Source organism: Brevibacterium salitolerans, from assembly GCF_039531405.1.
Taxonomy (GTDB): domain Bacteria; phylum Actinomycetota; class Actinomycetes; order Actinomycetales; family Brevibacteriaceae; genus Brevibacterium; species Brevibacterium salitolerans.
This window is the reverse complement of record NZ_BAAAPZ010000003.1, coordinates 170,797-193,613: the sequence shown is the minus strand read 5'-3', so window position 1 is coordinate 193,613 and position 22,817 is coordinate 170,797. Positions and strand designations below refer to the sequence as shown.

Genomic DNA, 22,817 nt, shown 5'->3' with positions numbered 1-22,817 from the left:
GGGATGCGAAACGCCGAGCGAGTGAGACCCGCTCGGCGTTTCGCGCATCTGCGTCCCGGACCGGATGCCTCGGCTCCATCGGCCCGGAGAGCCGCGAACAGGGGCGTGCGCGGCGGGAGAAGGGCCCGCGCCCTCACCGTTCGCAGGACGGTCTGCCGCCGGTGCAGGCGTGGAGCGTGTGCTCCCGGGGAGAGCGGCTCCGGGAGAACGGTTCAGGCGCGGCGGCGGGCGAGGATGTCGCCCAGGTGCGCCGTGTCCTGCTCCTCCGCCGGAGCCGCCGGAGCGCCGCCGGCGTTCTTCCTGCGGGTCGCGTTCTTGCCGTGGCTCAGCGGGCCGGGATCGGCGGCATCGCCCTCACGGGCGGCGTCCTCGAGCGGCGGCCGGAACCCCAGCTCGTCCGCGAACTGTGCCGCCAGCGACTCCCGGCTGGTGGGTGCGAGGGCGTACGAGGAGGCGTCCGCGACGACGGGCTGCGGCTCCTGCCGCTCCGCCACCGGCGCGTCCACGTAGGTGGGAGCCGGTACGGCGGACGGCGTCCAGCCGCCGGAGCGCAGCCGGCGCGCCAGAGCGTCCCCGGCGGCACTGCTGCGGGGCAGACTCGCAGTGTCCGGGACCGCCGGGGCCGGGGCTGCCGCCTCGGAGTCTACGGAGGCGTCTTCCGAGGCGTCCGCGGCCGCAGCCGTCCGGCCGGTGGTGTCCTGAGCTCCGGCCTCGCGTTCGGCTGCCGCAGTGCCGGCGGACTCCGCGCCCGCCTTCCGTGTGCTCACTGCGTCAGCGCCCGAGGCCGCAGCGGCTCCGTCCGCGGTCTCACCGCTCTCGGTCTCCGGGCCGGGAGCACCTGCGGCGCTGCGATCGGCCTGGGCCGAGGCCCCCGCAGCGGAGCCGCCGGAGGCGGGTTCGGTCGCAGCTGTGTGTGCGGAGCCGGAGACGCCCTCAGCCGGAGCCTCCGCAGAGCCGGACGCCGTTCCACCGGCCTTCTCTCCGGAGGAGGCTGTGAAGCCCAGCGACAGCGAGGGGGCGGATGCCGAACGCTCCACGATGGAGCGGGCAGGCTCACGCACCGGCGCCGCCTGCTCGGCCGCCCTGTGCCGAGGCGCTGCGGAGACGGCCGGGATCTCCGCGGTGATCGGGTCGGACTCGTCGGAGCCCGGCGCGGAGCGGTCGGCAGCGGCCTGCGCCTGGCGCGGCGCGCCCTCGTCGAGGTCGAGCACCTCCCGCGACTGCGGCTTCCGGCCGGCGGCGGAGCGCTCCGACACGTGCCGGGCTGCGCGGCCTGCGGCCTCACGTGCACGGCCCGCAACCTCGGTGGCGGCGCCGCGAGCACGGTCCGCGAGCAGCTTCTCCTCCCTCTCGATGCCCTTCCGCAGAGCGGTGATCTCGCGGTTGAGCGAACGCAGCAGGACGAGAGTGGCGGCGGCGAGCGCAGCGGTCACGGCCGGAGCTCCCCAGGGCAGGGAGCCGAAGACGGTGAAGCCCAGCATGACCACAGTCGCGGCGGCCAGGAGCAGGAACCCCAGGCCGCAGTAGGGAAGGATCCGCCGGAGGCCCCGGATGCGGCGGCGATCCGCGGCGGAGACCTCTGCGATCCGGCCCGGACGCGGTGCCTGGCCGGTCCGCCCAGCGGCAGGACCGGCCGCGCCGCCGGAGGTGCCGGCGCCTCCCGCACCCTGCGGCGCGGTCCCGCCGCTGCGGCGCGGGGACGAGGCGTACGACTGGTCCAGCCGGGCGCGGACGTCCGCCGGCAGTGCACGGGGCATGCGCTCGGCCGCCGCGGCGATGCGTCGGGGAGCGGTGCGGGGCGTGTGGTTCATGGCTGGATCCATCGGTTGGGAACGTGTGGAGGCGACGACGGTGAGGACCGGCGCGTGCGGTGCTGCGGAGGAGCTGCCGGGGGCACTCCCGCTGCCCGCCTCGGTGAGGACCGTGGTCTCACCCACCGCCATGGGGAGCGCGACCACCTCGGCCTCGGGGAAGGGGGTCGTCTCACGATACGGGTTCGCCGCGGCGACAGGGCGGACCGTCTCGGCTGCGGCCTCGGCGACCCCCGCCCGGACCGTGTGGTCCGTGCGGTCCGCCGGGGCCGGCTGGTCCGTCTCGCCCACGACCTCGAGCACCGGATGTGCGCGGCGCAGACGCAGCCGGGGCGCGGTCTGCACGTATTCCGCACCGGCCTCCGGCAGGCCCACGTCCGCAGGATGTGCACGGTCCGCGAGGAGCACGGGACGGGAGGGGTCCACGGCGCATCCGGGGACGCGGGGGGCCTCGACGGGCTGGGCACGGGCGCGCTCGTCTTCAGCGGGATCCGGTTCTGCGACCTCGGCGCCGCGGCGGAGGACGGAGGGCACGATGAAGACGAACAGCGCGGCTGCGACGATGGCGATGGCGATGCTCGTATCCACGCTCCAACTGTAGGTTCGCTCACGGGCTCCGGAACGCATCAGGCACGGTGTGTCTCCACCTCTCGGGAAGTTGTGAGGGAATTGAACACCGTCTCAAGTCAGTGCTCAGCCTCTTCCGCGTCCTCCCACCTGCGCTGACGCAGGTACCAGGCGAGGAGTCCGAAGGGGACGTCCTCGCTCAGCAGGCTGAAGACGAGGTGGTCGCGCCAGTCGCCGTCGATGTGCATGTAGCGCTCCCGGAGCCCTTCCCGGCGGAAGCCCAGCTTCTCGACCACCCGGAGGCTGGCGGCGTTCTCCGGGCGGATGGCGATCTCCATCCGGTGCAGTCCGTGCGCAAAGCAGTGGTCCACGGCCAGCGCCACCGCCAGGGGCACGTGCCCGCGGCCGGCCTCGCGCCGGTCGATCCAGTAGCCCAGGTGCGCTGAGGCCAGCGAACCCCATTCGAAGCCGGACACCGTCAGCTGCCCCCGGAAGCGCCCGCCGATGTCGATGGCGAACGGCAGGGAGCGCCCCTGTCTCGCCGAGGCCTGGGACAGCCGGCGCATCTCCGCGAAGTCCGGGCGCGACCAGAGGGGATCCGGGACCGTGGCCTCCCAGGGCCGCAGCCACTGGACGTTGGCCGCACGGACCTCCTTGTATGCCCTGCGGTCCCCGCGCACGTGCGGCCGCAGCAGCACCTCCCCGTGGGAGAGCTCCACGGGCCAGAGGGGAGAGGAGCCCACCCGTCAGTCGTCGAGGTCCGCGACGAAGCCGCGGAGCCAGGCGCGGAGGTCCGCGCCCAGGTCCTCGCGCCGGCTCGCCAGCTCCACGACGGCCTGGATGTAGCTGAGCTTGTCACCGGTGTCGAACCTGCCGCCGGAGAACACCACGCCGTACACGCCGTTGGACTCCGGGTCCGCCGCGAGGGACTTGAGCGCGTCCGTCAGCTGGATCTCGTTGCCGCGGCCGGGCTCCGTGCGGTGCAGCGCCGGGAAGATCTCCGGCGCCAGCACGTAGCGGCCGATGATCGCGAGGTTGGAGGGGGCGTCCTCCTGAGCGGGCTTCTCCACGAGGTCCGTCACCTTCACGACGCCGTCCGAGTCCGTGGGCTCCACGGCCGCGCAGCCGTAGAGGCTCACCTGGTCCTCCGGGACCTCCATGAGCGCGACGACGCATCCGCCGGTGCGCTGCTGGACCTCCACCATCTCCGGGAGGATGGGCGTGCGCTCGTCGATGAGGTCGTCGCCCAGGAGGACGGCGAACGGCTCGCTGCCCACGTGGAGCTCGCCCTTGAGGACGGCGTGGCCCAGGCCGAGCGGATCGCCCTGGCGGACGAAGTGGATGTCCGCGAGTTCGGAGGACTGCTGCACGAGCTCCAGCTTGCGGTCGTCGCCCTTGGCCTGCAGCGCGGATTCGAGGCCATCGACCCTGTCGAAGTGGTCTTCGAGCGGCCGCTTGTTGCGCCCGGTGACCATGAGGACGTCGGTGAGACCGGCCTGCACCGCCTCCTCCACGACGTACTGGAGGGCCGGCTTGTCCACGACCGGCAGCATCTCCTTGGGCATGGCCTTCGTGGCGGGCAGGAACCGCGTTCCGAGTCCGGCGACCGGGATGACCGCTTTGCTCACTGTGGCTGAGGAGGGGGCTTGGTTCGACATGGGCACAGCATAGTCCCGCACCTCTGCGAATGCGCTGACCGATGCGGGCCGGTGCGGGGACCCGCGGAATATGCGACAGGGCCGGTGCAGAGCACGCCACCGCACGCGGCACTGGCCTATCCTCGGGAGGATGAGCGAATCCCCCGAGCAGCGCCGCCGCGAGGAGCACGAGGAGAAGACCGCGCTGAGAGCGGAGATCCGTGCCGCGCGGCGGGCACAGGCAGGCCAGGACCAGGGTTCGAGTGCGCACACGCAGCTGTGCACGCACGCCGCCGGGCTCGTCTCGCAGGTGCGGCCCGCCGCTGTCATCGGCTACGCGGCCCTGCCCGGCGAGCCCAGCATCGACGCGTTCCTCGAATCCCTCGCGCCGCAGACTCCCGCATTCCTCCCCGCCACCCGGCGCGGAGAGCCCCTCCGCCTCGGCAGGCTCACCGGGAAGGTGGCGGAGCTCCCCGCCCGCATCTGGGGCATCCGGGAGCCGGAGGACACGGACACCGTCGCCGAGGCGCTGGCCCGGGTCCCGGGACCGGCTGACCTGCTCGTGCTGGTCCCGGGACTCGCCTACGACGGCAGCGGCGTGCGCCTCGGCAACGGGGGCGGGTTCTACGACCGCACCTTCGGACCGCTGGGGGAGCTCGCCGGGCTCGCCCGGGCCGGGGACCCCGCCGCGGCCGCGGTGCGTGAGAGGCTGCGCTTCGTGGGCGTGTGCTGGGAGCGGGAGCGGGTCGATTCGCTGCCGTGCGAGGACTGGGATCTCACGGTGTCCGCCGTGCTCACGGAGAACGGCGTGAGGCCGGTGCAGGAAGCCGGTGCGTGAGGCCGGTGCGTGAGCAGGGCGGGAAGCGGGGACGGGAGCGGAGTATGATTCTTCCGGTCTCTGATTGGAAGGTCACAGGAAGACATGCCCACATACGCATACCGCTGCAAGAACTGCGACTACGCCTTCGACATCCACCAGGCGTTCACCGACGACGCCCTGCGCGTCTGCCCGGAGTGCGGTGAGGAGAAGCTGCGCAAGGTGTTCGGAACGGTCGGCGTGACGTTCAAGGGCTCCGGCTTCTACGCGACGGACTCCCGGTCCGCCTCCTCCGCCTCCGCCCCCGCGTCGTCCGGATCCTCCTCCGGTGCGGGGTCCGCGGACTCCGGCTCCGCGAGTTCCGGGGCCTCCGGCACGGGGTCGGGTGCCTCCAGCGCAGGGTCCGAGGGCTCCTCCTCGAGCTCGAGCAAGCCCGCCGCCGCGGCGTCCTGAGCCGTCCGCCCGGCAGCGGCGGGCTCGCTCACAGACGCTGACCACCGCAGGTCACACACCGCATCCCGCAGCACCTCGACATGAGGTCACAGACGGTCACTCAGAGGGCGCCGGCATCCACAGGATCCGGCGCCCTCTGGTGTTCCACGTGCAACGGCGCCACGGTTCTCGTATGCATGCTCTCCGCCGCATCCCACAGCTCCTCCGCCGCCCGCTGGCGCGTCTGCCGCCGCGCCGGACCGGAGCGGTCCTCCTCTGCCTCGCCGCGGCCGCAGCGGCATGGGCGCTCGTCCCCCGCACCGCGGGCCACGGTGTGCTCGTGGCCGCGCACGATCTGACTCCCGGCCAGGTGCTCGCGCGCGGCGATCTCCGCATGGCCGACTATCCCGCGGAGCTGATCCCCCAGGACGCCCTCTCCTCCCCGGCCGAGGCCGTCGACGCCGTGGTGGCAGGCGGACACTCCGCCGGCACTCCCCTGACCTCCGCCTCCGTGCTCGCTCCGGAGGCCGCCGCTCGTCCGGAGGGGACGCTGCTCGTTCCCGTGGTGTTCGGCGACGGGCAGGCGGCCGCGACGATCCGGCCCGGGCACCGGCTGCGCGTCTACGCCGCCGTGGACCCCCTCATGGACACGGGTCCGCCCGGCGGCGGAGGGGCGGACGGGAGTGGTTCCGGTCCGGACGGGCCGGAGCAGACGGACACGCGCGCGGACGAAGGGGCCGACGGCGGCGTCCTGCCGGGAGTGGGCGGCCCGCTCTCCGCGGGCGGAGCGGCCTCGGGCGCGCTCGTCGACGATGCGGCGGTGGCCGCGGTGCAGGCGCAGGGCGGCGGCCTGGGGCAGGGCGCCATGGTCGTCACGCTGGCGGTGACGGAGCGCGATGCCGCCGCTCTCGCACGCGCATCCGGCTCCCACCTGAGCTTCGCGCTGCTGAACTGAGCCGTGCGCCGGTGCCCGGGCATGTCATCGCGCGTCCCGCTTCCCTTCCTCACCGGGCTCCGGCCGTGTAATCTGTCCGCGCACACGCCACTGCGCAACGGACGTTCCCGCACGGGGTCGCCCGCACCCGCGAATCCGGGCGCGTGCGCTTCCCGTCTCACATCAGCGCCGGGCCCCGGCCGCGAAAGGACTGCAATGCTCAAGGGCTTCAGGGACTTCATCCTCCGAGGCAACGTCATCGAACTGGCGACCGCCGTCATCATCGGCGCCGCGTTCACCGCGATCGTCACCGCCGTCTCGGACAAGCTCATCAACCCGATCATCGCGTCCTTCGGCAGCACGGATGTGGAAGGGCTGGGGTTCCAGCTGCGTGAGGGCAACCCGGCCACGTTCGTGGACTTCGGCGCGATCATCACCGCGGTGATCAACTTCCTCATCGTCGCGGCCGTGGTCTACTTCCTCATCATCATGCCGATGAACAAGGTCAACGAGCTGCGCAAGCGCGGTGCCCCGGAGGAAGAGGTGCCTCCCACCTCGGAGGAGCTGCTCGCGGAGATCCGCGACCTGCTCGCCACCGCACAGCAGCGCCAGGTGCCGGACGCGCGCATCGAGGGGACGGACCAGGGCGGGAGCACTCCCAGCCACTGAGACCTCTCGGACATGACGAAGGCTCGACGTCTGCTGACGTCGAGCCTTCGTCATTCTCCGCCGGGTCCGGCGTCCGATCGGGCGGCCTCAGGCGTCCGGGTCCCTGCGCGATCCGGTGTCCTGATCCTCACCGCATCCGGCGTCCGGGCCCTCGCCGTGTCAGGCGTGTGGATTCTCGCCGCGTCCGGCGTTCAGGTTCCCGTCCGGTCTGACCTCCGGATCCCCGCGGCGCTCCGCATGTTCGGGCTGCCCGGAGAAGCGGCGCGAAGTTTCGGGGCGGTACGAGGAGCTGTACGACGGCGGGCTGTGGTGCGGGGGCCGTTCCGCGAGGTATCGGGCCAGAGCCGGATCCCCTTCGCCGGCGCCCACGGACTCCTCCGGCTCAGCCCGATTCCCCAGGAGACGGCGATACTTCGCGATCGCTGCGCGGGCCTCCGGGCTCAGCGCGGAATGGTCCGGCGACGGGGTGCCGCCCATCCGCCTCAGTCCTCCGTCCGTGAACCGTCCGCGCCGGAGGCCCCGGGGTGCGCCTCCGCGGAGCCTCGCCCCTGCGACCCGTCCTCGGCCTCGGCGGACGCAACGCCCGCGCCCGGGGCCTCGAGCTGCGTCTCCGTGCCCTCGGTACGGCCCGCTGCGCCCGTGGTCTCAGATCGGTCGGTGCCTGCGGCGTCTGTCGTGCGTGCCGCACCCTCCGCGCTCTCCGCGTCGTCGGCCTCGGCCCCTGCGGCGGCACCAGTCGTACCCGAGGCACCAGTCGCACCAGTAGTACCCGTCACACCAGAGGCACCGGCGGACGCAGCCTCGCCGGCGCCCTCACCTGTGCGGGAGGCCGTGGGCGCAGTTTCGCCGGCCGAGGTCTCCCCCTGCACCCGGTCGTCCGAGGCAGTCGCCCGGTTCTCTCGTCCGAGGCTCCCGTCACCGCTCCCAGTCTCCCTGCTGCCGGCCTCGGCGTCCCGGTCAGCGGGGACCTGTGCCTTGGTCGCACGGTCCAGGGTCTCGTCCGAGAGCTCGTCCACGACCGGGCGCAGGCCAGCGTCGCGGAGCTCGGCATGCCGCAGGCTGTTCGTGTCGTAGGGCGGAAGCACGGAGTCCGCGGGCGGGCCCACGAGCTCACCGTTCTCGTCGCGGCGGAGCTCCTCGGAGCGGGTACGGCGGGAGGCACCGCGGCGCGAGGCACCAGCGGGGCCTGCCGCACCGGTCTCAGCAGCACTGCCGGAACGCCCGAGTCCGCGTCCGCCCGCGGCGTCCCCGTCCGCATCCTCGGCGCCCGCCTGCGTCGAGGAGGGAGAGCCGGCATCCGAGGCCGCACCCGTGCGAGGCTCGTCGGCACCCGTGCGCGGAGTCCCCTCGGCACGATGCGCACCGCCCTGCCCGGGCGCGCCTCCGCCGCCCTCGGAGGACTCCCGGGCCTCGGCGTCCGCCCGCTTGAGCTCCGCGACCTGCCTGCGGTAGGCGCGCACGGCGTTCTCCAGCGCGGATTCGGTGCGGCCCAGCCGGTTCTTCTGCGCCAGCGCGGCGCGCAGCTGCTCCTTGAGCTCGCCGTCGCCGCGGGCCACGCCGTCGGACTGGATCCACTCGAGCATCGCCACGAGCTGATCGTCGGTGTACATGTGCATGGGCAGGCCGGAGGCCACCCGCGGGCGGCTGCCCTGCCGGTCCACGACCACCGCGGCGGCGCGAGCGGCGTTGAGCAGCGCCTGCGGGGAGAGCTCCTCCACCGTCTCCCGCCACGCGTCGAAGAGGCGTCCGGCCTGCTGCTGCGGATCCACGAAGGCGTCCGTCGTCCACACCCGCACGGAGCGCCAGCCGCGCCGGGCCAGCTGCTCGGAGCGCAGACGCTCGCGCTGGCGGATGCTCTCCGTCGCGGCGTAGGCGGGGCCGTCCGTCTCCACGGCCACGACCATGCCGTGCAGATCGTCCGCGGAGTTCGCGATCGCGAGGTCGATGCCCTGATAGTCCAGGTGGGCCATGACGCCCTTGCGGCTCAGCCGTTCCGCGAGGTCCGCGACGATGGGATCGCCCAGCTCCTCGAACGGCTCCGTCGCCAGGCGGCTGGGGTCCGTCCTGCCGCCGTCGGCTGCGGCGTTGGTGCCGGTGACCGCGCCCGAGGCCCGAGCGGTGGGCTCTCCCCCGCTCGCCACCTCCGCGAGGATGTCCGGGAGCAGCGCGGCGCCGTCGCTGAGGCGGGCACGGTCGAAGTCCTCGGCCTCGAAGGCGGACACGAGGGTGAGCCTGCGCCGGGCGCGCGTGAGCGCCGCCGCGAGGTACCGCTCGCCGCCGGGCTTGGACAGCTCGCCGAAGCTGTGGATGACACGGCCCTGGCGGGTGCGGCCGTAGCCCAGCGAGAAGATCACCACGTCGCGGACCATGCCGTGCACCTGCTGCACGTCCGTGACGATGAACGGCTCCCGGCCGGGGTTCTCGAAGAACGAGGCGACGTAGGGGTACTGGCGGATGGCCTTCTGGATCGCCGTCGCCACCCGCTGCGCGTGCCACGGGGTGAGGGTGACGACGCCCAGCGACTGCCGCGCACGCGTGCGCGCGTGGCGGATCACGAGGTCCACCACCCGGTCCACCTCCACGTCGAGGCTCTCCACCTGTCCGGTGACGTTGTCCGGGGTGCCCAGCGCGTCCTGGACGTAGGCGAACTCCAGCCCCGTGCCCTCACCGGTGAGCGCCGTGGGCACGGTGCGGATGGACGAGTCGTAGAAGTGCCGGTTGGCGAGCTCCACCAGCTCCAGCGGAGACACGCGGTAGCTCGTGTGCAGGCGGTGGACCGGCAGGAACTCACTCAGCTCCGACAGCACGCTGCGCGGGCGCTCCTTGGGCGGGCTGAGGGGGCGCCGGTCCACGGCCACGCTGAAGTCGCGCGGCTCCAGCAACCGTTCGTCGCCCATCGCCACGACCTGCCGGGCGCGGGCCAGGGCGGGCAGCGCCTCCGCCGTGGTGAGGCGCCCCGCATCAGCGAGGATGACGGTGTCGAACCGCGGGCCCTCGGCGAAGAGTTCGGGCACGCGGAAGGGGCTCGCCGCCCAGACGGGAGCGAGCGTGCTCAGCACGTCCGGAGCCGCGGCGGAGAGCCGGCGCAGGTCCAGGTGCGGGCTCTTGAGTGCGGTGCGCAGCTCCTGCGCCTGGTCCCGGTGCTCTCCGATCGCCGCGCGCCACCGCTTCGAATGGCTGTAACGCAGACGGGAGGCGCCGGCGGCCACGTACTGCCGGTCCGCCAGCCGGTACTCCGCGGCGATCCGGCTGAGCACATCGCCGTCGTGCGCGCCGATCAGCGCATCTGCGCCCGCGAGATCCTGGAGCACGGTCGCCCAGTGCGCGAGGTCGAACTCCAGGCCCACGAGCTCGTGCGGCACCCGGCGGGCCCGCAGGTCGTCGAGCAGGTCGCCCAGCCCGGCGTCACGCAGCTCGTCGTCGAGGCGGGTGCGTTCGGGCAGATCCCGCAGGGAGGCGCGGTCCTCCACGAGCGCCTCCAGCCGGGCCTCGAGCTCCTCGACGAGCATCTCCTCGAGCGCCCCGCCGTCCGGGGTGTCCTCGAGGTAGGGGCTCAGCGCTCCGAGCTCGGCGGACAGCGCGCGGTACTCCGCCACGGCCTCGGGCACACCGCGCGGCACCTTGGGGCGGATGTCCGCTCCCGCGAGCTCCCGCAGCTCCTGCCGCTGGGCGGAGGCCGCGAGGAGACCGGCGTGCAGATCCGGGGCCGAGGCGCCGGGCCGCAGGAACTCCTTCGCCGCCTTCTTCAGGCGGTTGCGCTCCAGCATGCCCATCTCGCGGCCCACCTGGGCGCGGTACTCCGCGGTGCCGGTCGCGGCGAGGAGGTCGGAGAGGCTGTGTTCGAACACCTCGGGGCTGAAGACGTCCAGGGTGGCGCGCATCTCCTGCAGGAGCTCCAGCGAGCGGCCCCAGGCGCCCACCGTCCGTTCGGGGTTGAGGCCGGACTTGCGGAGGACCGGCAGGGCGGCCTCGGAGAAGGCGGGGATGAGGGCGCGTGCCGCCTCCGCGAGCGAACGTGCGCGCTCCGCCTCGTCGTCGGACTCGAAGCGCGCGCCGAACCACACGGTGTCCACGACGTCGAGGGTGAAGGCGCCCCTGTCGGAGAGGGTCAGGAGGGAGTCCCGCAGCTCGCTGCGCCGGGCGTCGTCGAGGTCGAGGAGCTCACGCGAGAAGCGCACGGAGGTGGACGGGCCCGGGCGCACGCTGGTGAGGGCGGCGAGCCGCTGCATCACCTCGTAGGCGGACACGCCCCAGGGCTCGCGGATGCGGTGCAGGGACTCGATGTGCTCGGTGAGAGCGGTGCGGTGTTCGCTCAGCGTCTCGACCAGGCCGGAGAGCTCCGGCTTGGGGGACCTCTCCGCGGAGGTGATGAGCGTGATGAGGCTGCGCCGCAGCTGCTCGCGGTCGCCGCGGCCGTCCACCGCGAAGTCCTCCAGGCCGGTCGAGGCCATGCGGCGGCGGAACTCGTCGAGGTCCGCCGCGTCCTGCGCCACGTAGAGCACGCTGCGGCCGGTGTGGGAGAGCGTCGTCGCCAGAGCGGTCGCGAGCTGTGTGGCGCCCGTCCCCGGGGGCGTGTCCACGACGACGGACTCCCCCGCCATCGCCGCGTCCACGACAGCCTGCTGGTCGCCGTCCACGTCGATCGCGAGGAACTCCTCGTGCGGGGCGCGGTCCCTGAGCTCCCGCGGTGCCGGATCCGGCGCATCCCCGGACAGGCCGGCGCGGGCCTCGGCGTCCCCGGCCAGGGCGCGCAGCAGCGGGTGGGCCTCCGGCAGCTCCTCCGTGGAGTAGGGGTCGGCGATGTTGGCGAAGGTGGACACGACCAGGCGCTCGTTGACGAGCATGCCCGGCACGGACCGGGTGACGGCGCGCAGCCGGTCGTACGCCGGTGCCGGGTCGAAGCCGTGGCCCACACGTGTGGAATCCGCCCATTCGTCGACGTCGACGGTGACCTCGTGCTCGCGGTGCAGGTAGTCCACGAGAGCGGGATTGACGCGCACCTCGTCGTCGAGGCGGATCTCGTAGTCGTCGATGCTGGAGCCGCGCGGCACGAGTGTGACGTGGCGCAGCAGCACCGGAGCGCCGAACTCCTCCCGGCCCGTGGCACCCTCGCGGCTCCAGGAGGCGAAGCCGATCGCCAGATAGGCCGTGGCGATGCCCCGCTCCCGGCTCAGCTGATCCGCTTTGGACCGGATGGCCCGTGCCCGCCTGCGCGCGTCCGCGAGGTGCTCGGGGTCGCGGAGCAGACTGGAGAGCCGGGTCGCCCGCCCGGCCAGCAGCTGCGCGAGGCCGGAGGGATGGGCACCGGTGAGGTCGATCGAGCCGTCACGGGAGTCGCGGAAGTGCAGCATGGTGTCGCGACCGCCGATCCGGGCAGCCTGCGCCCGCCATGCGGCGAACGCCTCGCCGACGGCCTGAGCACCAGTCTGGGGAAGAGTGGAATCGGTATGTGACACGTGTTCGAGCCTAACCCGTGGAGTCCCGGACTCCCATACGGCGCACCGGACACCGCCCAGAAATGCGGGGCGGCGGGGGCCGTGAGCGGTTGGCGAAGGGCGCGACTGAGGTGCACGCATGCGGCCGGAGCATCTGCGCCCGGCCGGGAGCGCGCACAGCGGTGGGGTGCCAGACGACTACAGCCGCCCACTGGGTTCCCGTCTGCGAATCGGCCGCTTTGTGCACGGATCCCCCGGCGGATCCGCAGACGGGAAGGGATCCGTTGCCATTTCCCGTCTGTTTCGATTTTCGGATACCGACATATGCGGCTCGCCACGGCCGTGGACGAATTCGTCGCGTAAATGTCTCGCGGGCCGCGAGACTCAGTCTCGCGGCCCGGATCTGCGCCCCAGGCAGGATTCGAACCTGCGACACCCACTTTAGGAGAGTGGTGCTCTATCCCCTGAGCTACTGGGGCCGGCGACAGAAAGAGTGTAGCAGTGACCGTGCGGTCGCCGGCGCGCATCCACTCCCACACCCCGAAATGGGATGTGGCGGGAGAACGCGCCGGGATCCGGCAGAATGAGTGCACTCGCCGGCGAGGGTGCCGGCAGGAGAGGAATCCATCGCCATGCCGCAGCCACCTCTGCCCGTCCCCCGCCTCGAGGCGACGCTCGAGCGCATCATGCACTCGGTAACCGCCGTCTGCCCCCCGCTCGAACAGGAGCAGGCCAGGGCCGATGCCGCACGCTTCCTCTCAGGCCCGGGCCCCGCCCTGCAGTCCGCACTCGAACGCTTCGCGGACGAGGAGACCGCCGCCGGCCGCAACTGGCTGACGGAGCTGTGGCAGCACGCATATCTGGACGTGCGCGAACCGCTCTCCCTCACGACGAACGTCGCCTTCCAGCTCGCACTGCCCGCGCCCGCCCCTGAGGCCGCGCCTGAGGCCGTCGCCGCGCCGGAGACTGCATCCGAACCCGCACCCGAGGCCGAGGAAGGCACCTGCGCCGCCCCCGCCTCACACGTGCTCCACACCGCCCGCGTCCTCCGCAGCATCGCCACCGTGCATCTCACTCAGGCCCGGGGAGACACCGCTCCCGTGGTGGACGCCCGCGGGAGCGAGCTCTGCATGCGCCAGTGGGCCGCCTTCAACGGCGGCGTCCGCCATCCTGCGCCCGGCCGTGACCGGTTCCTGCCCTGTACGCTCGACGGTCGGCTGCGGGAGACCGGCGTGCTGAGAGACGGCCGCATGTTCGCAGTGACCGTGAGCGACGAGAACGGCCTCCCCCTCAGCGAGGAGGCCCTCGTCTCCCAGTTGCGGCAGGTTCTCGCCCACGCCCGGACGGAGCCGCGCCCCTCTGGAGAACTCGCCCAGTCCGATGGACCGCTCCCCCACACCGACGAGCTCCCCCACCCCGGTGACCTCCCGAAGGCCGAGGCCCTCCGTGCCGCCGGGCCCGGTTTCGCCGAGGCCTCCCACCTGGGCAGCGACACGCTCGCCGCGATCCTCGACGAGATGCTCACAGACGGCAGCAATGCCGCAGTGTACGACCGGCTGCGCGACTTCCTCTTCACCGTCGCACTCACCGGCGAGGACCGCGGCCACCGTGAGGACCACGAGGCCAGTGGGGACCACGAGGCCAGTGAGGCCGGTGAGGCCAGTGAGGACCACGAGGCCAGGGACGCTTGCGACCTCGGTGACGACCGCGACCCCGAGGACGTCCGCGACCTCGGCAGCACCGGCGACACCAGCGGCCGTGACGATCCCGGTTCGCGCGGCTCCGGGCAGGCACCCGCCCACCAGGCATCCGCCCCGGCAACGGCAGACAGGACGACAACGGCAGACGACACGGCAACTGCGTCCGCCCCGACAACGACAGACGCGACGGCAGCGGCAGACGAGACGGCGGCTGCAGACGCCCTGCGTTCCGCTCTCACGGACCGGCGGGCCGCATGGGTCCGCAAGCCCCTGAGCTACCTGATGGACCTCCACGCCGGGACCGTCATCGTGAATGTGGAACACACCGTCGTGGACGGCGGCAGTCTGGTCGACGCCGTCACCCGCATGCAGGAGCATGCCGCGGCTCAGGTGCCCGAGGCATCCACTCCGGCGTCTCCCGGCACTCCCCCGCCGAACCTCCAGGCGAGTCCGAACGCCGCGACAGACCCGAACGCCGCAACAGCCCCGGACCTCCCGGCGAATCCGGACGCTCGTGCGGTTGCAGAGATCCCGGCACGCTCGAACACGCCGGCGGAGCTCCGGTGGAACCTCACTGCAGGACTCCAGGCCGCACTCACGGCTGCCCTGACCGACCTCGGGCAGCGGGCGGAGGATCTGCGGGTGGCGGTGGTGCGCGTGCCGCGGCCCGCGGCCGACGAACAGGCCCGCCCCTACAGCTCCGATGCGCTGCAGCAGCTCATCATGGCCTCGGCCCAGGTGCTGACCTACGGCCGCGTGCGCGGAGTCTACGAATCCGTGGACATGCGGGCGTTCCAGGACGGGCGCACCGAGTGCCTGCGGCCCGTCACCCCTGAGGCCGTCACGTTCGCCCGCCGCCTGTGCGATTCCCAGGCACGCCTCGAGGACCTGGAGGCGGCGCTGGACGCCCATCGTGCATGGGTCAAGGCCTGCAAGTCCGGGAACGGGTTCGACCGGCACCTCGCCGGGCTGCGCATGATGGCCGCTCGACAGGGCGGCACCGTCGACCCCTTCCTCACCTCATTCGCCCTTGCTCGGATGCGCACCGACTTCCTGTCCACCACCTCACTGGGCACTCCCGCACAGGTGGTCCGGTACGCCTTCGCCCCCACCGTGGAGGACGGGTTCGGGATCGCCTACACCCAGCGCGCACAGGACTACGAGTTCTGCGTGAGCTGGCATGCAGGGTCCGCCGAGGCCCCTGACGCCTTCCTGACGAACATCCCCCGGGCGGCCGCCCTGCTGAGGGACTTCCTGCGCACTCTGTGCACAGACGGCTGACGCACAGCGGAAAGCAGACGGGAACGCGAGCGGTGCGCGTTCCCGTCTGCTGATCGGCCTCCCAGAGCCAGCGACCGCGGCGAATCCGCAGACGGGAAGCGTGGCCGCGGCCGCTCCCGTCGGTCACTCAGCGCTTGACGCGCACCACCATCGTGGGCGCTGCGGAGTACGGCAGGACGGACTGCGAGGTCGAGCCCAGCAGGAGCCCGGCGAAGCCGCCGCGTCCGCGGGAGCCGATCACCAGGATGTCGCAGGTGTCCGAGGCCCGGACCAGCACCTCGGCCGGCTGTCCGTCGAACAGCGTCCACCGCACGTCCAGCTCCGGGTGCTTCTCACGCACCGCCGCGCGAGCAGCCTCCAGCTTGTCCGTGCCCTCCGCGATCAGCCGCTCGAGGTCACCGGTGGACGGAATCCACTCCGGACCGATCACGGTGGTGGTGATGACCGCCTGGATGTGCAGCGGGCTTCCCCGGCGGGCGGCCAGCTCAGCGGCCGACCACAGTGCCGGGGACTCCTTGCCCAGCGCGTCCACGCCCACCACGACCTGGCCGGAGTAGTCGATGCCGGGGACCGTCTCGCCCTCACCGTCCTGCTCGATCTTGCCGTCCACGCTGCTCCAGACGGGGCGCGAGGAACTGGGGCCGGGGGTGCGCTCGGCCTCCAGGCTCCAATTCACCGGCACCACCACGGTGGGGCAGGCGGAGTGCGCGGGAAGCGCGGAGGACACGGTTCCCAGCAGCCGGCCGGCGAATCCGCCCTTGCCGCGCGAGCCCACCACCGCGAGGCTCGCCTCCTTGGACTCCTCCACGAGGACGCCCGCGGCGTCACCGATCTCGATGACGGCCTCGACGGCGACGCCGGCGGCCTTCACCTCTGCCGCGGCCTCCTTGAGCGTCGCGGTGACGGCGGCGCGCACGGCGGAGTCGTCGATGGGCACATAGGAGACGTCGATGGTGGCCGCGGCCACGCTGGGGACCGTATAGGCGCCCACCAGACGGATGGACCGTCCCAGCGACTTCGCCTCCGCGATCGCGAAGCGGAGCGCATTGCGGCTCGCGTTGGAGCCGTCCACGCCGACGACGATGGCCTGCGGGTCTTCGACGCTCGAGTCGAACCTGTCCGTCATGTCCCCTCCTCAGAGTCTGCCGCGCACCCTACGCGGCGGGGCTGTGTTGCAGAACACACACTACCGCTCCCGCGGCACCCTCACCCGCTGCGACGCATGACGATTCGCGGCGCTTCGGCATCCGGACGGACGCGCATGAATCACGCGCCTGTGACACTCTGAGGAGGGCTTGCAGGAGCCGTTACGCCGGCCGCCACGCCGCAGAGCGGCCGCCGTCTCTCAGGCGGCCTGACCGAGCGCGAGGAACGGCGCCCAGCCGTCGGCCGGATCCTCGATCTCCCGCAGCCAGAAGCGGCCCGTACGCGGAGGCTTGGGGTCGATGAGCAGCCGCCAGCCCATCTCCTCCGGCGTCCGGTCGCCCTTCAGCGAGTTGCAGGTCCGGCAGCAGGCCACCAGATTGGTCCAGGTGTTCTGACCGCCCCGCGAGCGCGGCATGACATGGTCCACGGTCTCCGCACTCCTGCCGCAGTACGCGCAGCGGTGCGCATCCCGGCGCAGCACGCCGCGCCTCGACAGGGAGACCGTCCGCGTTTCAGGAGGCTTCACGTACCGCGTGAGGATGATGACCGTGGGGCGATCCAGCTCCAGCCGCTCGCTGCGCACCGGCTGCTGCGCGTCTGCGCTCAGCACGCTGGCCTTGCCCGCCAGCACCAGGACGACGGCGCGCTTGAACGACACCACGGACATCGGCTCGTAGCCGGCATTGAGCACAAGGGTCTTCACGACCCACCTCCTGTCCCCCGGAGCCCGCCGCTGAATGCAGAAGACGGCGCCGCGCACAGAGCGCGACGCCGTCTCGAGCACACCACGGCACTCGCAGGGCGTATCGAATCCGCAGGGGATATCGAGTCAGCAGGGGTGAGGGGAGTGGGGAAGGCGCGTCCCCGCACGGCAACAGCACGACAGCCGGGGACTCCGCGGCGACGGGCAGCGATCTGACTGCGCGCGGCCACGGCCCCGGATATGCATACGGCACCTGCTGAACTCACCCCATCAACATTAGGCGGTGAGACCGCGGCGGGGAAGGGATTCCGGGGATCACGCCGGACTCACAGCTGCCGGTCGGCCCGGGTTCACCCGGATCACCCGCGCATTCACCGCCCGGACCACCCCATGCCCGAGGCGCGCGCCCGCGGACAGAGACAGCTCACCCCCGTGCGACCGGACCTTTGGGTCGCACGGGGGTGAGCGGCGCTCAGCGGAGCGCGGAGATCACTGAAGCAGGATCAGAGAACGCGAATGTAGGTGACGCTGCCCATCCACGAGTGGCTGCGGTAGGAGGTGCCGGAGCTGGGCGAGCCCGCGTCGTACATCATGCCGTTGCCCGCGTAGATGCCCACGTGGCCGGGGTGCCAGACGAGATCGCCGGGCTTGGCCTCGGAAGCGGAGACCACGCGGCCTGCGCTCTTCTGCGCACCGGAGGTGCGGGGCAGGTTCACGCCCACCTTGTTGTAGACGAACGAGGTGAAGCCGGAGCAGTCCCAGCCGCTGGGGGTCGTGCCGCCGCTCACGTAGGGAACGCCGGTGTACTGCTTGGCGATGGCGATGACCTGCTCGGCCTTGGAGCCGTCCGGAAGAGCGACGTCGCCGCCCTTGGACTTCTCGTCGCCGCTGGAGGAGCTGGAACCGGAACCCTCGGAGGAGCTGCTGTCCGAGCTGGACGAGTCGTCGGAGGATTCGCTGGAGGCTGCGGGCTCCGGCTCGGGGGCGGGCTCCGGAGCGGCGGTGGCGGTGACGTTCTCGACGGAGACCGCACCGACCAGGTCGGAATCGTCCTCGTCGGCCTGGGGCACGACGGTCTTGGCCTGGTTGACGAACTCAGGCGCGGTCTGTGCCTGCGCCTCCGATTCGGCGGCGACGGCGGCAGTGCCCTCGTCGTCCGCGCCCATCGCCGGGAGGGTGGCCGTGACGACCAGTCCGCCGGCGGCTGCGACGACGGCGGCGCGGCGGCCCACGACGCCGTAGTTGGCGCTGAGCGATTCGGTGAGCTCGGTGAGCGGGGTCTTCACGCGGGTATCGGCCGCGCGGCGACCATGCTGACGAAGTTCCACGATGTCCTCTCCAATTCCTACGAGGCCTCTGCGCCGAGCTGGAGATGCCCTGCCCTGCCTGGAGGACTGCGCTTCCGGTACTCCCGGTGCCTCGCCGCCGCTCAGGTCCACATGTCCGATGATGCTGGGCGCGGCGTGCGGAACCCTGCTCGGACCGCCCCCAGGTGAGGGCGACTCGACAACTGTAAACGATCTGCAACGCCATGTCACGTTTACATCACGACCGCGGTTACAGAACGTGATCCGGCCGCCGCAATCTCAGGCGTAACACCAGGTCACGGCGTTGATCACGGCTATACATTTCGATATCAAGTGATGTGATCCACAGGACTGCACCCGTTACCGGAAGGACTCGGACGCGCAGCGCGGACGATGCGGGCCTGGGCACGCGCACGAGCGCGGCAGGTGCGCGAGGCGTGGGATGGGTGTCGTGGACGTGACGAGGCCCGCCCCGCGCACTCGGCGGGAGCGGGCCGTCGGCATCTCAGCAGCGAAGCAGCGCCTCAACCACGGAGCAGCGCCGCAACCACAAGACGAAGCCTCAGCCGCGAAGCAGAGGTCCCGGCTGCGGAGCTCAGGCCTTCACGAAGACGAAGGCAGCGGATTCCGTGGGCAGGTCGAGGACCTCCTCGGCCCCCTCGGCCCGGAGCGTGATGTAGTCGCCGTCGCTCTCCGCGGTGACGGTCGCCCCCGGGACGATGCCGGTCTGCTTGAGCTGACGCAGGACGTCGTTCTCCACCTGCAGCGGCTCCGCGATCCAGGCGACCCTGAGGCCGGAGGTCCTCCCCTGCTTGACCGCGCGCACCACGGACAGCGCCGGGTAGGTGGCGGCCTCCGGGGCACCCAGCTCGGAGAGCCCGGGGATGGGGTTGCCGTAGGGGTCCGTGCTGTGCTCCGGGAGGATCGTGAGCAGCCGCGTCTCCACCTGCTCGCTCATGACGTGTTCCCACCGGCACGCCTCGTCGTGGACGAGCTCCCAGTCGAGGCCGATCACGTCGCTGAGGAGCCGCTCCGCCAGCCGGTGCTTGCGCATGACGTGCGTGGCGATCCTGCGGCCCTCGGGGGTGAGCTCCAGGTGACGATCCTCATCCACGATGACGAGGCCGTCCCGCTCCATGCGCGCCACTGTCTGCGAAACCGTGGGACCGGAGTGGTCGAGCCGTTCCGCGATCCGCGCACGCAGCGGGATGATGCCCTGCTCCTCGAGCTCAACGATCGCCTTGAGGTACATCTCTGTGGTGTCGATGAGATCGTTCACGTCTTCAGCTCTCTCCTCGCCGTCCCGGGCGCGCCGCTTCTATGGACCGTGCCTGCGCAGCGGCTGCAGGCCGCTTCCAGGCTGAGTGTCCATTGTAGGCGCGGAGGCCTCGCCTCCGGTACTTCGGACGGCACATCGGACGGGCCCGTCACCTGCCGGTCACGCACCGGCTCGCCGAGGCCGCGACAGGTCACGGCTGCAGGCGGACCTGCGACCAGCGCTCGGGATCGTCCAGTGGCGCGGGAGCACCGTCACGGCTGGTGAGGAGGAACCTGTCGTGCATACGGTTGCGCCGTCCCTGCCAGAACTCGATCTCGTAGGGCCGCACCCGGTACCCGCCCCAGTGCGGCGGCCGGGTGGGCTCGCGGTCCGCGACCTCGGCCTCGAGTGCCGCGGACCTCTCCTCGAACTCTGCGCGCGAGGCGATGGGCCGGGACTGCTCGGAGACGATGGCTCCCAGCTGCGAACCGCGGGGGCGCAGCGCGAAGTAGGCGTCCGACTGCTCCGGCGAGACCTTCTCCACAACTCCGCGCACGCGCACCTGCCGCTGCATCTCGTGCCAGGGGAAGACGAGGGCCACCAGCGGATGGGCCTCGATCTGCCGGCCCTTGGCGGAGAGGTAGTTGGTGTAGAAGACGAAGCCGTCCGCGTCGAACTCCTTGAGGAGGACGATCCTGGCGGCGGGGCCCGCGTCGTCCGCGGTCGCCACCACCATGGCGTTGGGCTCCGTGAGTGCCCGGCCGGCCTCGGCGTACCACTCGGAGAACACCTGGGCGGGTGAGTCGCCGGGCAGCGCCAGATCCGCGTCGTCGTACTCGACCCGCTGGCGTGCGAGCCGGGCGAGCGCCTCCTGCGCGTCCGCCGGTGCCTGTGCCGTGTCATCGCTCATGCGCACACCGTACTCCGGGCTCCCGGCGCGGGGATCAAGGGTCCGCCGCCGAGGCCGCAGCCGTGCCCTCCGGCCCCCGCCGCCCCGGGCTCCCCGTGCGGCTCCCACCCGCTCCCGCAGACGGGCCCACTCAGCACTCTGCGCCGCGTTCCGCGGACAGGTGCCCGGGCCGCACGCCTCCCGCAGTAGGATCGCTGCGTGAGTGAGACAGCCAACACACCAGTCATCATCCCCGACGATCTCAAGCCCGCCGACGGCCGCTTCGGCGCCGGCCCGTCCCGCGTGCGCCCGGCCCAGATCGAAGCGATCACGGCAGCCGGACGCACCGTGATGGGGACCTCCCACCGGCAGGCGCCGGTGAAGGCGCTGGTGCGCCGCGTGCGCGAGGGGCTGGGGCAGCTCTTCTCCCTGCCGGAGGGCTACGAGGTCGTCCTGGGCAACGGCGGCTCCACGTCCTTCTGGGACGCGGCGACATTCAGCCTGGTGCGGGAGCGCGCCTCCCACGCCTCGTTCGGGGAGTTCGGCTCCAAGTTCGCCAAGGCCACGCGGACCGCGCCCTTCCTGCAGGATTCCCTGGTCGTCGAGGCCGCCCCCGGCACCGGCGCGCTCCCCCAGGCGGACGCCTCGGCGGACGTGTACTCCTGGCCGCACAACGAAACCTCCACGGGCGTGGCGGTGCCGGTGGTGCGACCGGAGGGGATCGCCGAGGACGCGCTGGTGGTCATCGACGCGACCTCGGCCGCCGGCGGCCTGAGCGTGGACATCGGTGAGGCGGACGTCTACTACTTCGCGCCGCAGAAGAACTTCGCGGCGGACGGCGGACTCTGGGTCGCGGTCGTCTCCCCCGCCGCAGTGGCGCGCATCGAGGAGATCGCCGCGAGCGGGCGCTGGATCCCGGAGTCGCTGAGCCTGAAGACGGCGCTGGACAACTCCCGCAAGGACCAGACGTACAACACTCCCGCGGTCGCCACGCTCATCATGCTCGCGGAGCAGATCGAGTGGATCAACGGCAACGGCGGACTCGAGTGGGCAGCCGCCCGCACCGCGGAGTCCTCCTCGCTGGTCTACGCGTGGGCCGAGGCCTCCCCCACCGCCACGCCGTTCGTCGCGGACCCGGCGGAGCGCTCCGCGGTGGTCTGCACCATCGACTTCGACGAGTCCGTGGACGCCGCTGCGCTCGCATCCGCGCTCCGTGAGAACGGGATCGTGGACGTGGACCCCTACCGCAAGCTGGGCCGCAACCAGCTGCGCATCTCCACCTTCGTGGCCATCGAGCCGGACGAGGTGCGCGCGCTGCTCGCCTGCATCGACTGGGTGCTGGCGAAGTGGGGCGTGCCCACCGCCGACGGCTGAGCGGCGCTGCACCGGCCCACACCGCTCACACGGTTTCCCGCCCACATATGAGTGGGTGGGAAACCCTGTGCGCGGGCCCTCACGCCGAGGGCACCCACCTCACTCTGCCGGCGCTCACGCGGCCGGTGCCCACACGTCGCCCGTCCGCGGCACCCACCTCACACGGCCGGCGCCCGCCTCAGGCCGCGGGTGCGAGAGCGGTGAAGTAGTAGACGGAGGTCCCGACGAACACTGCCAGTGCCACCGCCGCACAGCCGAACTCCACGAGGATCCCCACTCCCGCGGCCTTGAGCGCGGTCCAGCTGGAGTCCCAGGCGGGGCGGGCCTCGCCCAGCCTGCGCCATTCCGCCAGCCAGAGGCCCACGACGAATCCCAGCAGCAGGCCCACCACGGGAACCACGAAGAAGCCGACGACGGCCAGCACCCCGCCCATGAGCATGGAGGAGTTGGGGATGCCCCGCTCCTTGAGTCTCTTTCCGGTGAGCACCCAGGACGCGGCCATGCCCACACCCACGAGCACCCCGATCACACCGAAGGCCGTCCACGCCGCACCGCCGCCCAGCACGATGGCCCAGACGAGGGCGGAGATCCCGATGAGGATGGAGCCCGGCAGAACGGGAACGACGATCCCCACGCATCCCACCAGCATGAGCAGTCCGGCGACGAGGGTGACGACGAGCTCGGTCGTCATGGAGGGCTCTCCGTTCACACGGGTGCAGGTACGCCGCGAGTCTACGGGAGCAGGCTCCGCGATACCGGGGAATACCCGCTCTGCCCTGCCGGTCAGCGCGTGATCCGCTCCAGAGCCGCAGTCGCGGCGACCCTGCCGTCGCCGGCGACCCCGCCGTCCGCACCGC

General features: G+C 72.1%; 16 protein-coding genes and 1 tRNA gene. 6 read left to right on the top strand and 11 right to left on the bottom strand.

The window, feature by feature from the left end; all coding sequences use genetic code 11:
• Nucleotides 1-212: 212 nt before the first annotated feature.
• The 3 genes from ABD240_RS05535 to galU form a co-directional block, all read right to left on the bottom strand.
• Nucleotides 213-2,399: a hypothetical protein gene (locus ABD240_RS05535; RefSeq protein ID WP_344335975.1), complete on the bottom strand. Its 2,187-nt coding sequence runs from the start codon at nt 2,397-2,399 to the stop codon at nt 213-215.
• A 98-nt stretch (nt 2,400-2,497) separates the two neighbouring features.
• Nucleotides 2,498-3,097 (bottom strand): GNAT family N-acetyltransferase, encoded by a 600-nt coding sequence (locus ABD240_RS05530; RefSeq protein ID WP_291794337.1) that lies wholly within the window; start codon nt 3,095-3,097, stop codon nt 2,498-2,500.
• 27 nt (nt 3,098-3,124) lie between these two features.
• On the bottom strand, nt 3,125-4,036 hold the full coding sequence (gene galU / locus ABD240_RS05525) for a UTP--glucose-1-phosphate uridylyltransferase GalU (RefSeq protein WP_344335971.1): 912 nt from the start codon (nt 4,034-4,036) through the stop codon (nt 3,125-3,127).
• Between the two features lie 130 nt (nt 4,037-4,166).
• Here galU and ABD240_RS05520 point away from each other — a divergent pair, with 130 nt between their 5' ends.
• From ABD240_RS05520 to mscL, 4 genes are all read left to right on the top strand, one after another.
• Nucleotides 4,167-4,853, top strand: a complete 687-nt coding sequence (locus ABD240_RS05520) for a 5-formyltetrahydrofolate cyclo-ligase (RefSeq protein ID WP_344335968.1) — start codon at nt 4,167-4,169, stop codon at nt 4,851-4,853.
• Between the two features lie 84 nt (nt 4,854-4,937).
• Nucleotides 4,938-5,285, top strand: coding sequence for an FmdB family zinc ribbon protein (locus tag ABD240_RS05515; protein WP_291794331.1), 348 nt, complete (start codon nt 4,938-4,940; stop codon nt 5,283-5,285).
• A gap of 172 nt (nt 5,286-5,457) precedes the next feature.
• Complete coding sequence (locus tag ABD240_RS05510; protein WP_291794330.1) at nt 5,458-6,219, top strand: SAF domain-containing protein; 762 nt, start codon at nt 5,458-5,460, stop codon at nt 6,217-6,219.
• A gap of 195 nt (nt 6,220-6,414) precedes the next feature.
• Nucleotides 6,415-6,867, top strand: a complete 453-nt coding sequence (mscL, locus tag ABD240_RS05505; protein WP_291794327.1) for a large conductance mechanosensitive channel protein MscL — start codon at nt 6,415-6,417, stop codon at nt 6,865-6,867.
• 482 nt (nt 6,868-7,349) lie between these two features.
• Here mscL and ABD240_RS05500 read toward each other — a convergent pair whose 3' ends face one another.
• Nucleotides 7,350-12,323, bottom strand: coding sequence for a DUF4011 domain-containing protein (locus tag ABD240_RS05500; RefSeq protein WP_344335963.1), 4,974 nt, complete (start codon nt 12,321-12,323; stop codon nt 7,350-7,352).
• Between the two features lie 385 nt (nt 12,324-12,708).
• A tRNA-Arg gene (locus tag ABD240_RS05495) sits at nt 12,709-12,781 on the bottom strand.
• A gap of 153 nt (nt 12,782-12,934) precedes the next feature.
• Between ABD240_RS05495 and ABD240_RS05490 the strand changes: the two genes are divergently transcribed.
• Nucleotides 12,935-15,283 (top strand): choline/carnitine O-acyltransferase, encoded by a 2,349-nt coding sequence (locus ABD240_RS05490; RefSeq protein ID WP_344335960.1) that lies wholly within the window; start codon nt 12,935-12,937, stop codon nt 15,281-15,283.
• Between the two features lie 127 nt (nt 15,284-15,410).
• Here the strand turns inward: ABD240_RS05490 and ABD240_RS05485 are convergent, their stop codons facing one another.
• The 5 genes from ABD240_RS05485 to pdxH form a co-directional block, all read right to left on the bottom strand.
• Entirely contained in the window at nt 15,411-16,409 is a 999-nt protein-coding gene (locus ABD240_RS05485) for a universal stress protein (RefSeq protein WP_291792177.1), read from the bottom strand.
• Between the two features lie 219 nt (nt 16,410-16,628).
• Entirely contained in the window at nt 16,629-17,132 is a 504-nt protein-coding gene (locus ABD240_RS05480) for an HNH endonuclease (RefSeq protein WP_291792175.1), read from the bottom strand.
• 503 nt (nt 17,133-17,635) lie between these two features.
• Nucleotides 17,636-18,418 (bottom strand): C40 family peptidase, encoded by a 783-nt coding sequence (locus tag ABD240_RS05475; protein WP_344335956.1) that lies wholly within the window; start codon nt 18,416-18,418, stop codon nt 17,636-17,638.
• A 616-nt stretch (nt 18,419-19,034) separates the two neighbouring features.
• Entirely contained in the window at nt 19,035-19,718 is a 684-nt protein-coding gene (locus ABD240_RS05470; RefSeq protein ID WP_291792170.1) for an iron-dependent transcriptional repressor DtxR, read from the bottom strand.
• Nucleotides 19,719-19,908: 190 nt separating this feature from the next.
• Nucleotides 19,909-20,607 (bottom strand): pyridoxamine 5'-phosphate oxidase, encoded by a 699-nt coding sequence (gene pdxH, locus ABD240_RS05465; protein WP_291792168.1) that lies wholly within the window; start codon nt 20,605-20,607, stop codon nt 19,909-19,911.
• A gap of 198 nt (nt 20,608-20,805) precedes the next feature.
• On the opposite strand from pdxH, the gene serC reads away from it, so the two are divergent.
• Nucleotides 20,806-21,960: a phosphoserine transaminase gene (gene serC / locus ABD240_RS05460; RefSeq protein ID WP_344335952.1), complete on the top strand. Its 1,155-nt coding sequence runs from the start codon at nt 20,806-20,808 to the stop codon at nt 21,958-21,960.
• A 178-nt stretch (nt 21,961-22,138) separates the two neighbouring features.
• On the opposite strand, the gene ABD240_RS05455 is transcribed toward serC, so the two are convergent.
• Complete coding sequence (locus tag ABD240_RS05455) at nt 22,139-22,651, bottom strand: DUF456 domain-containing protein (protein ID WP_291794857.1); 513 nt, start codon at nt 22,649-22,651, stop codon at nt 22,139-22,141.
• Between the last annotated feature and the right edge of the window lie 166 nt (nt 22,652-22,817).

What these genes read in the sequence shown, in the direction of transcription:
- ABD240_RS05455 (WP_291794857.1), bottom strand. Translation starts at nt 22,651, where the DNA reads ATGACGACCGAGCTCGTCGTCACCCTCGTCGCCGGACTGCTCATGCTG.
- ABD240_RS05520 (WP_344335968.1), top strand. Translation starts at nt 4,167, where the DNA reads ATGAGCGAATCCCCCGAGCAGCGCCGCCGCGAGGAGCACGAGGAGAAG.
- pdxH (WP_291792168.1), bottom strand. Translation starts at nt 20,607, where the DNA reads ATGAGCGATGACACGGCACAGGCACCGGCGGACGCGCAGGAGGCGCTC.
- ABD240_RS05485 (WP_291792177.1), bottom strand. Translation starts at nt 16,409, where the DNA reads ATGACGGACAGGTTCGACTCGAGCGTCGAAGACCCGCAGGCCATCGTC.
- mscL (WP_291794327.1), top strand. Translation starts at nt 6,415, where the DNA reads ATGCTCAAGGGCTTCAGGGACTTCATCCTCCGAGGCAACGTCATCGAA.
- ABD240_RS05490 (WP_344335960.1), top strand. Translation starts at nt 12,935, where the DNA reads ATGCCGCAGCCACCTCTGCCCGTCCCCCGCCTCGAGGCGACGCTCGAG.
- ABD240_RS05510 (WP_291794330.1), top strand. Translation starts at nt 5,458, where the DNA reads ATGCATGCTCTCCGCCGCATCCCACAGCTCCTCCGCCGCCCGCTGGCG.
- galU (WP_344335971.1), bottom strand. Translation starts at nt 4,036, where the DNA reads ATGTCGAACCAAGCCCCCTCCTCAGCCACAGTGAGCAAAGCGGTCATC.
- ABD240_RS05515 (WP_291794331.1), top strand. Translation starts at nt 4,938, where the DNA reads ATGCCCACATACGCATACCGCTGCAAGAACTGCGACTACGCCTTCGAC.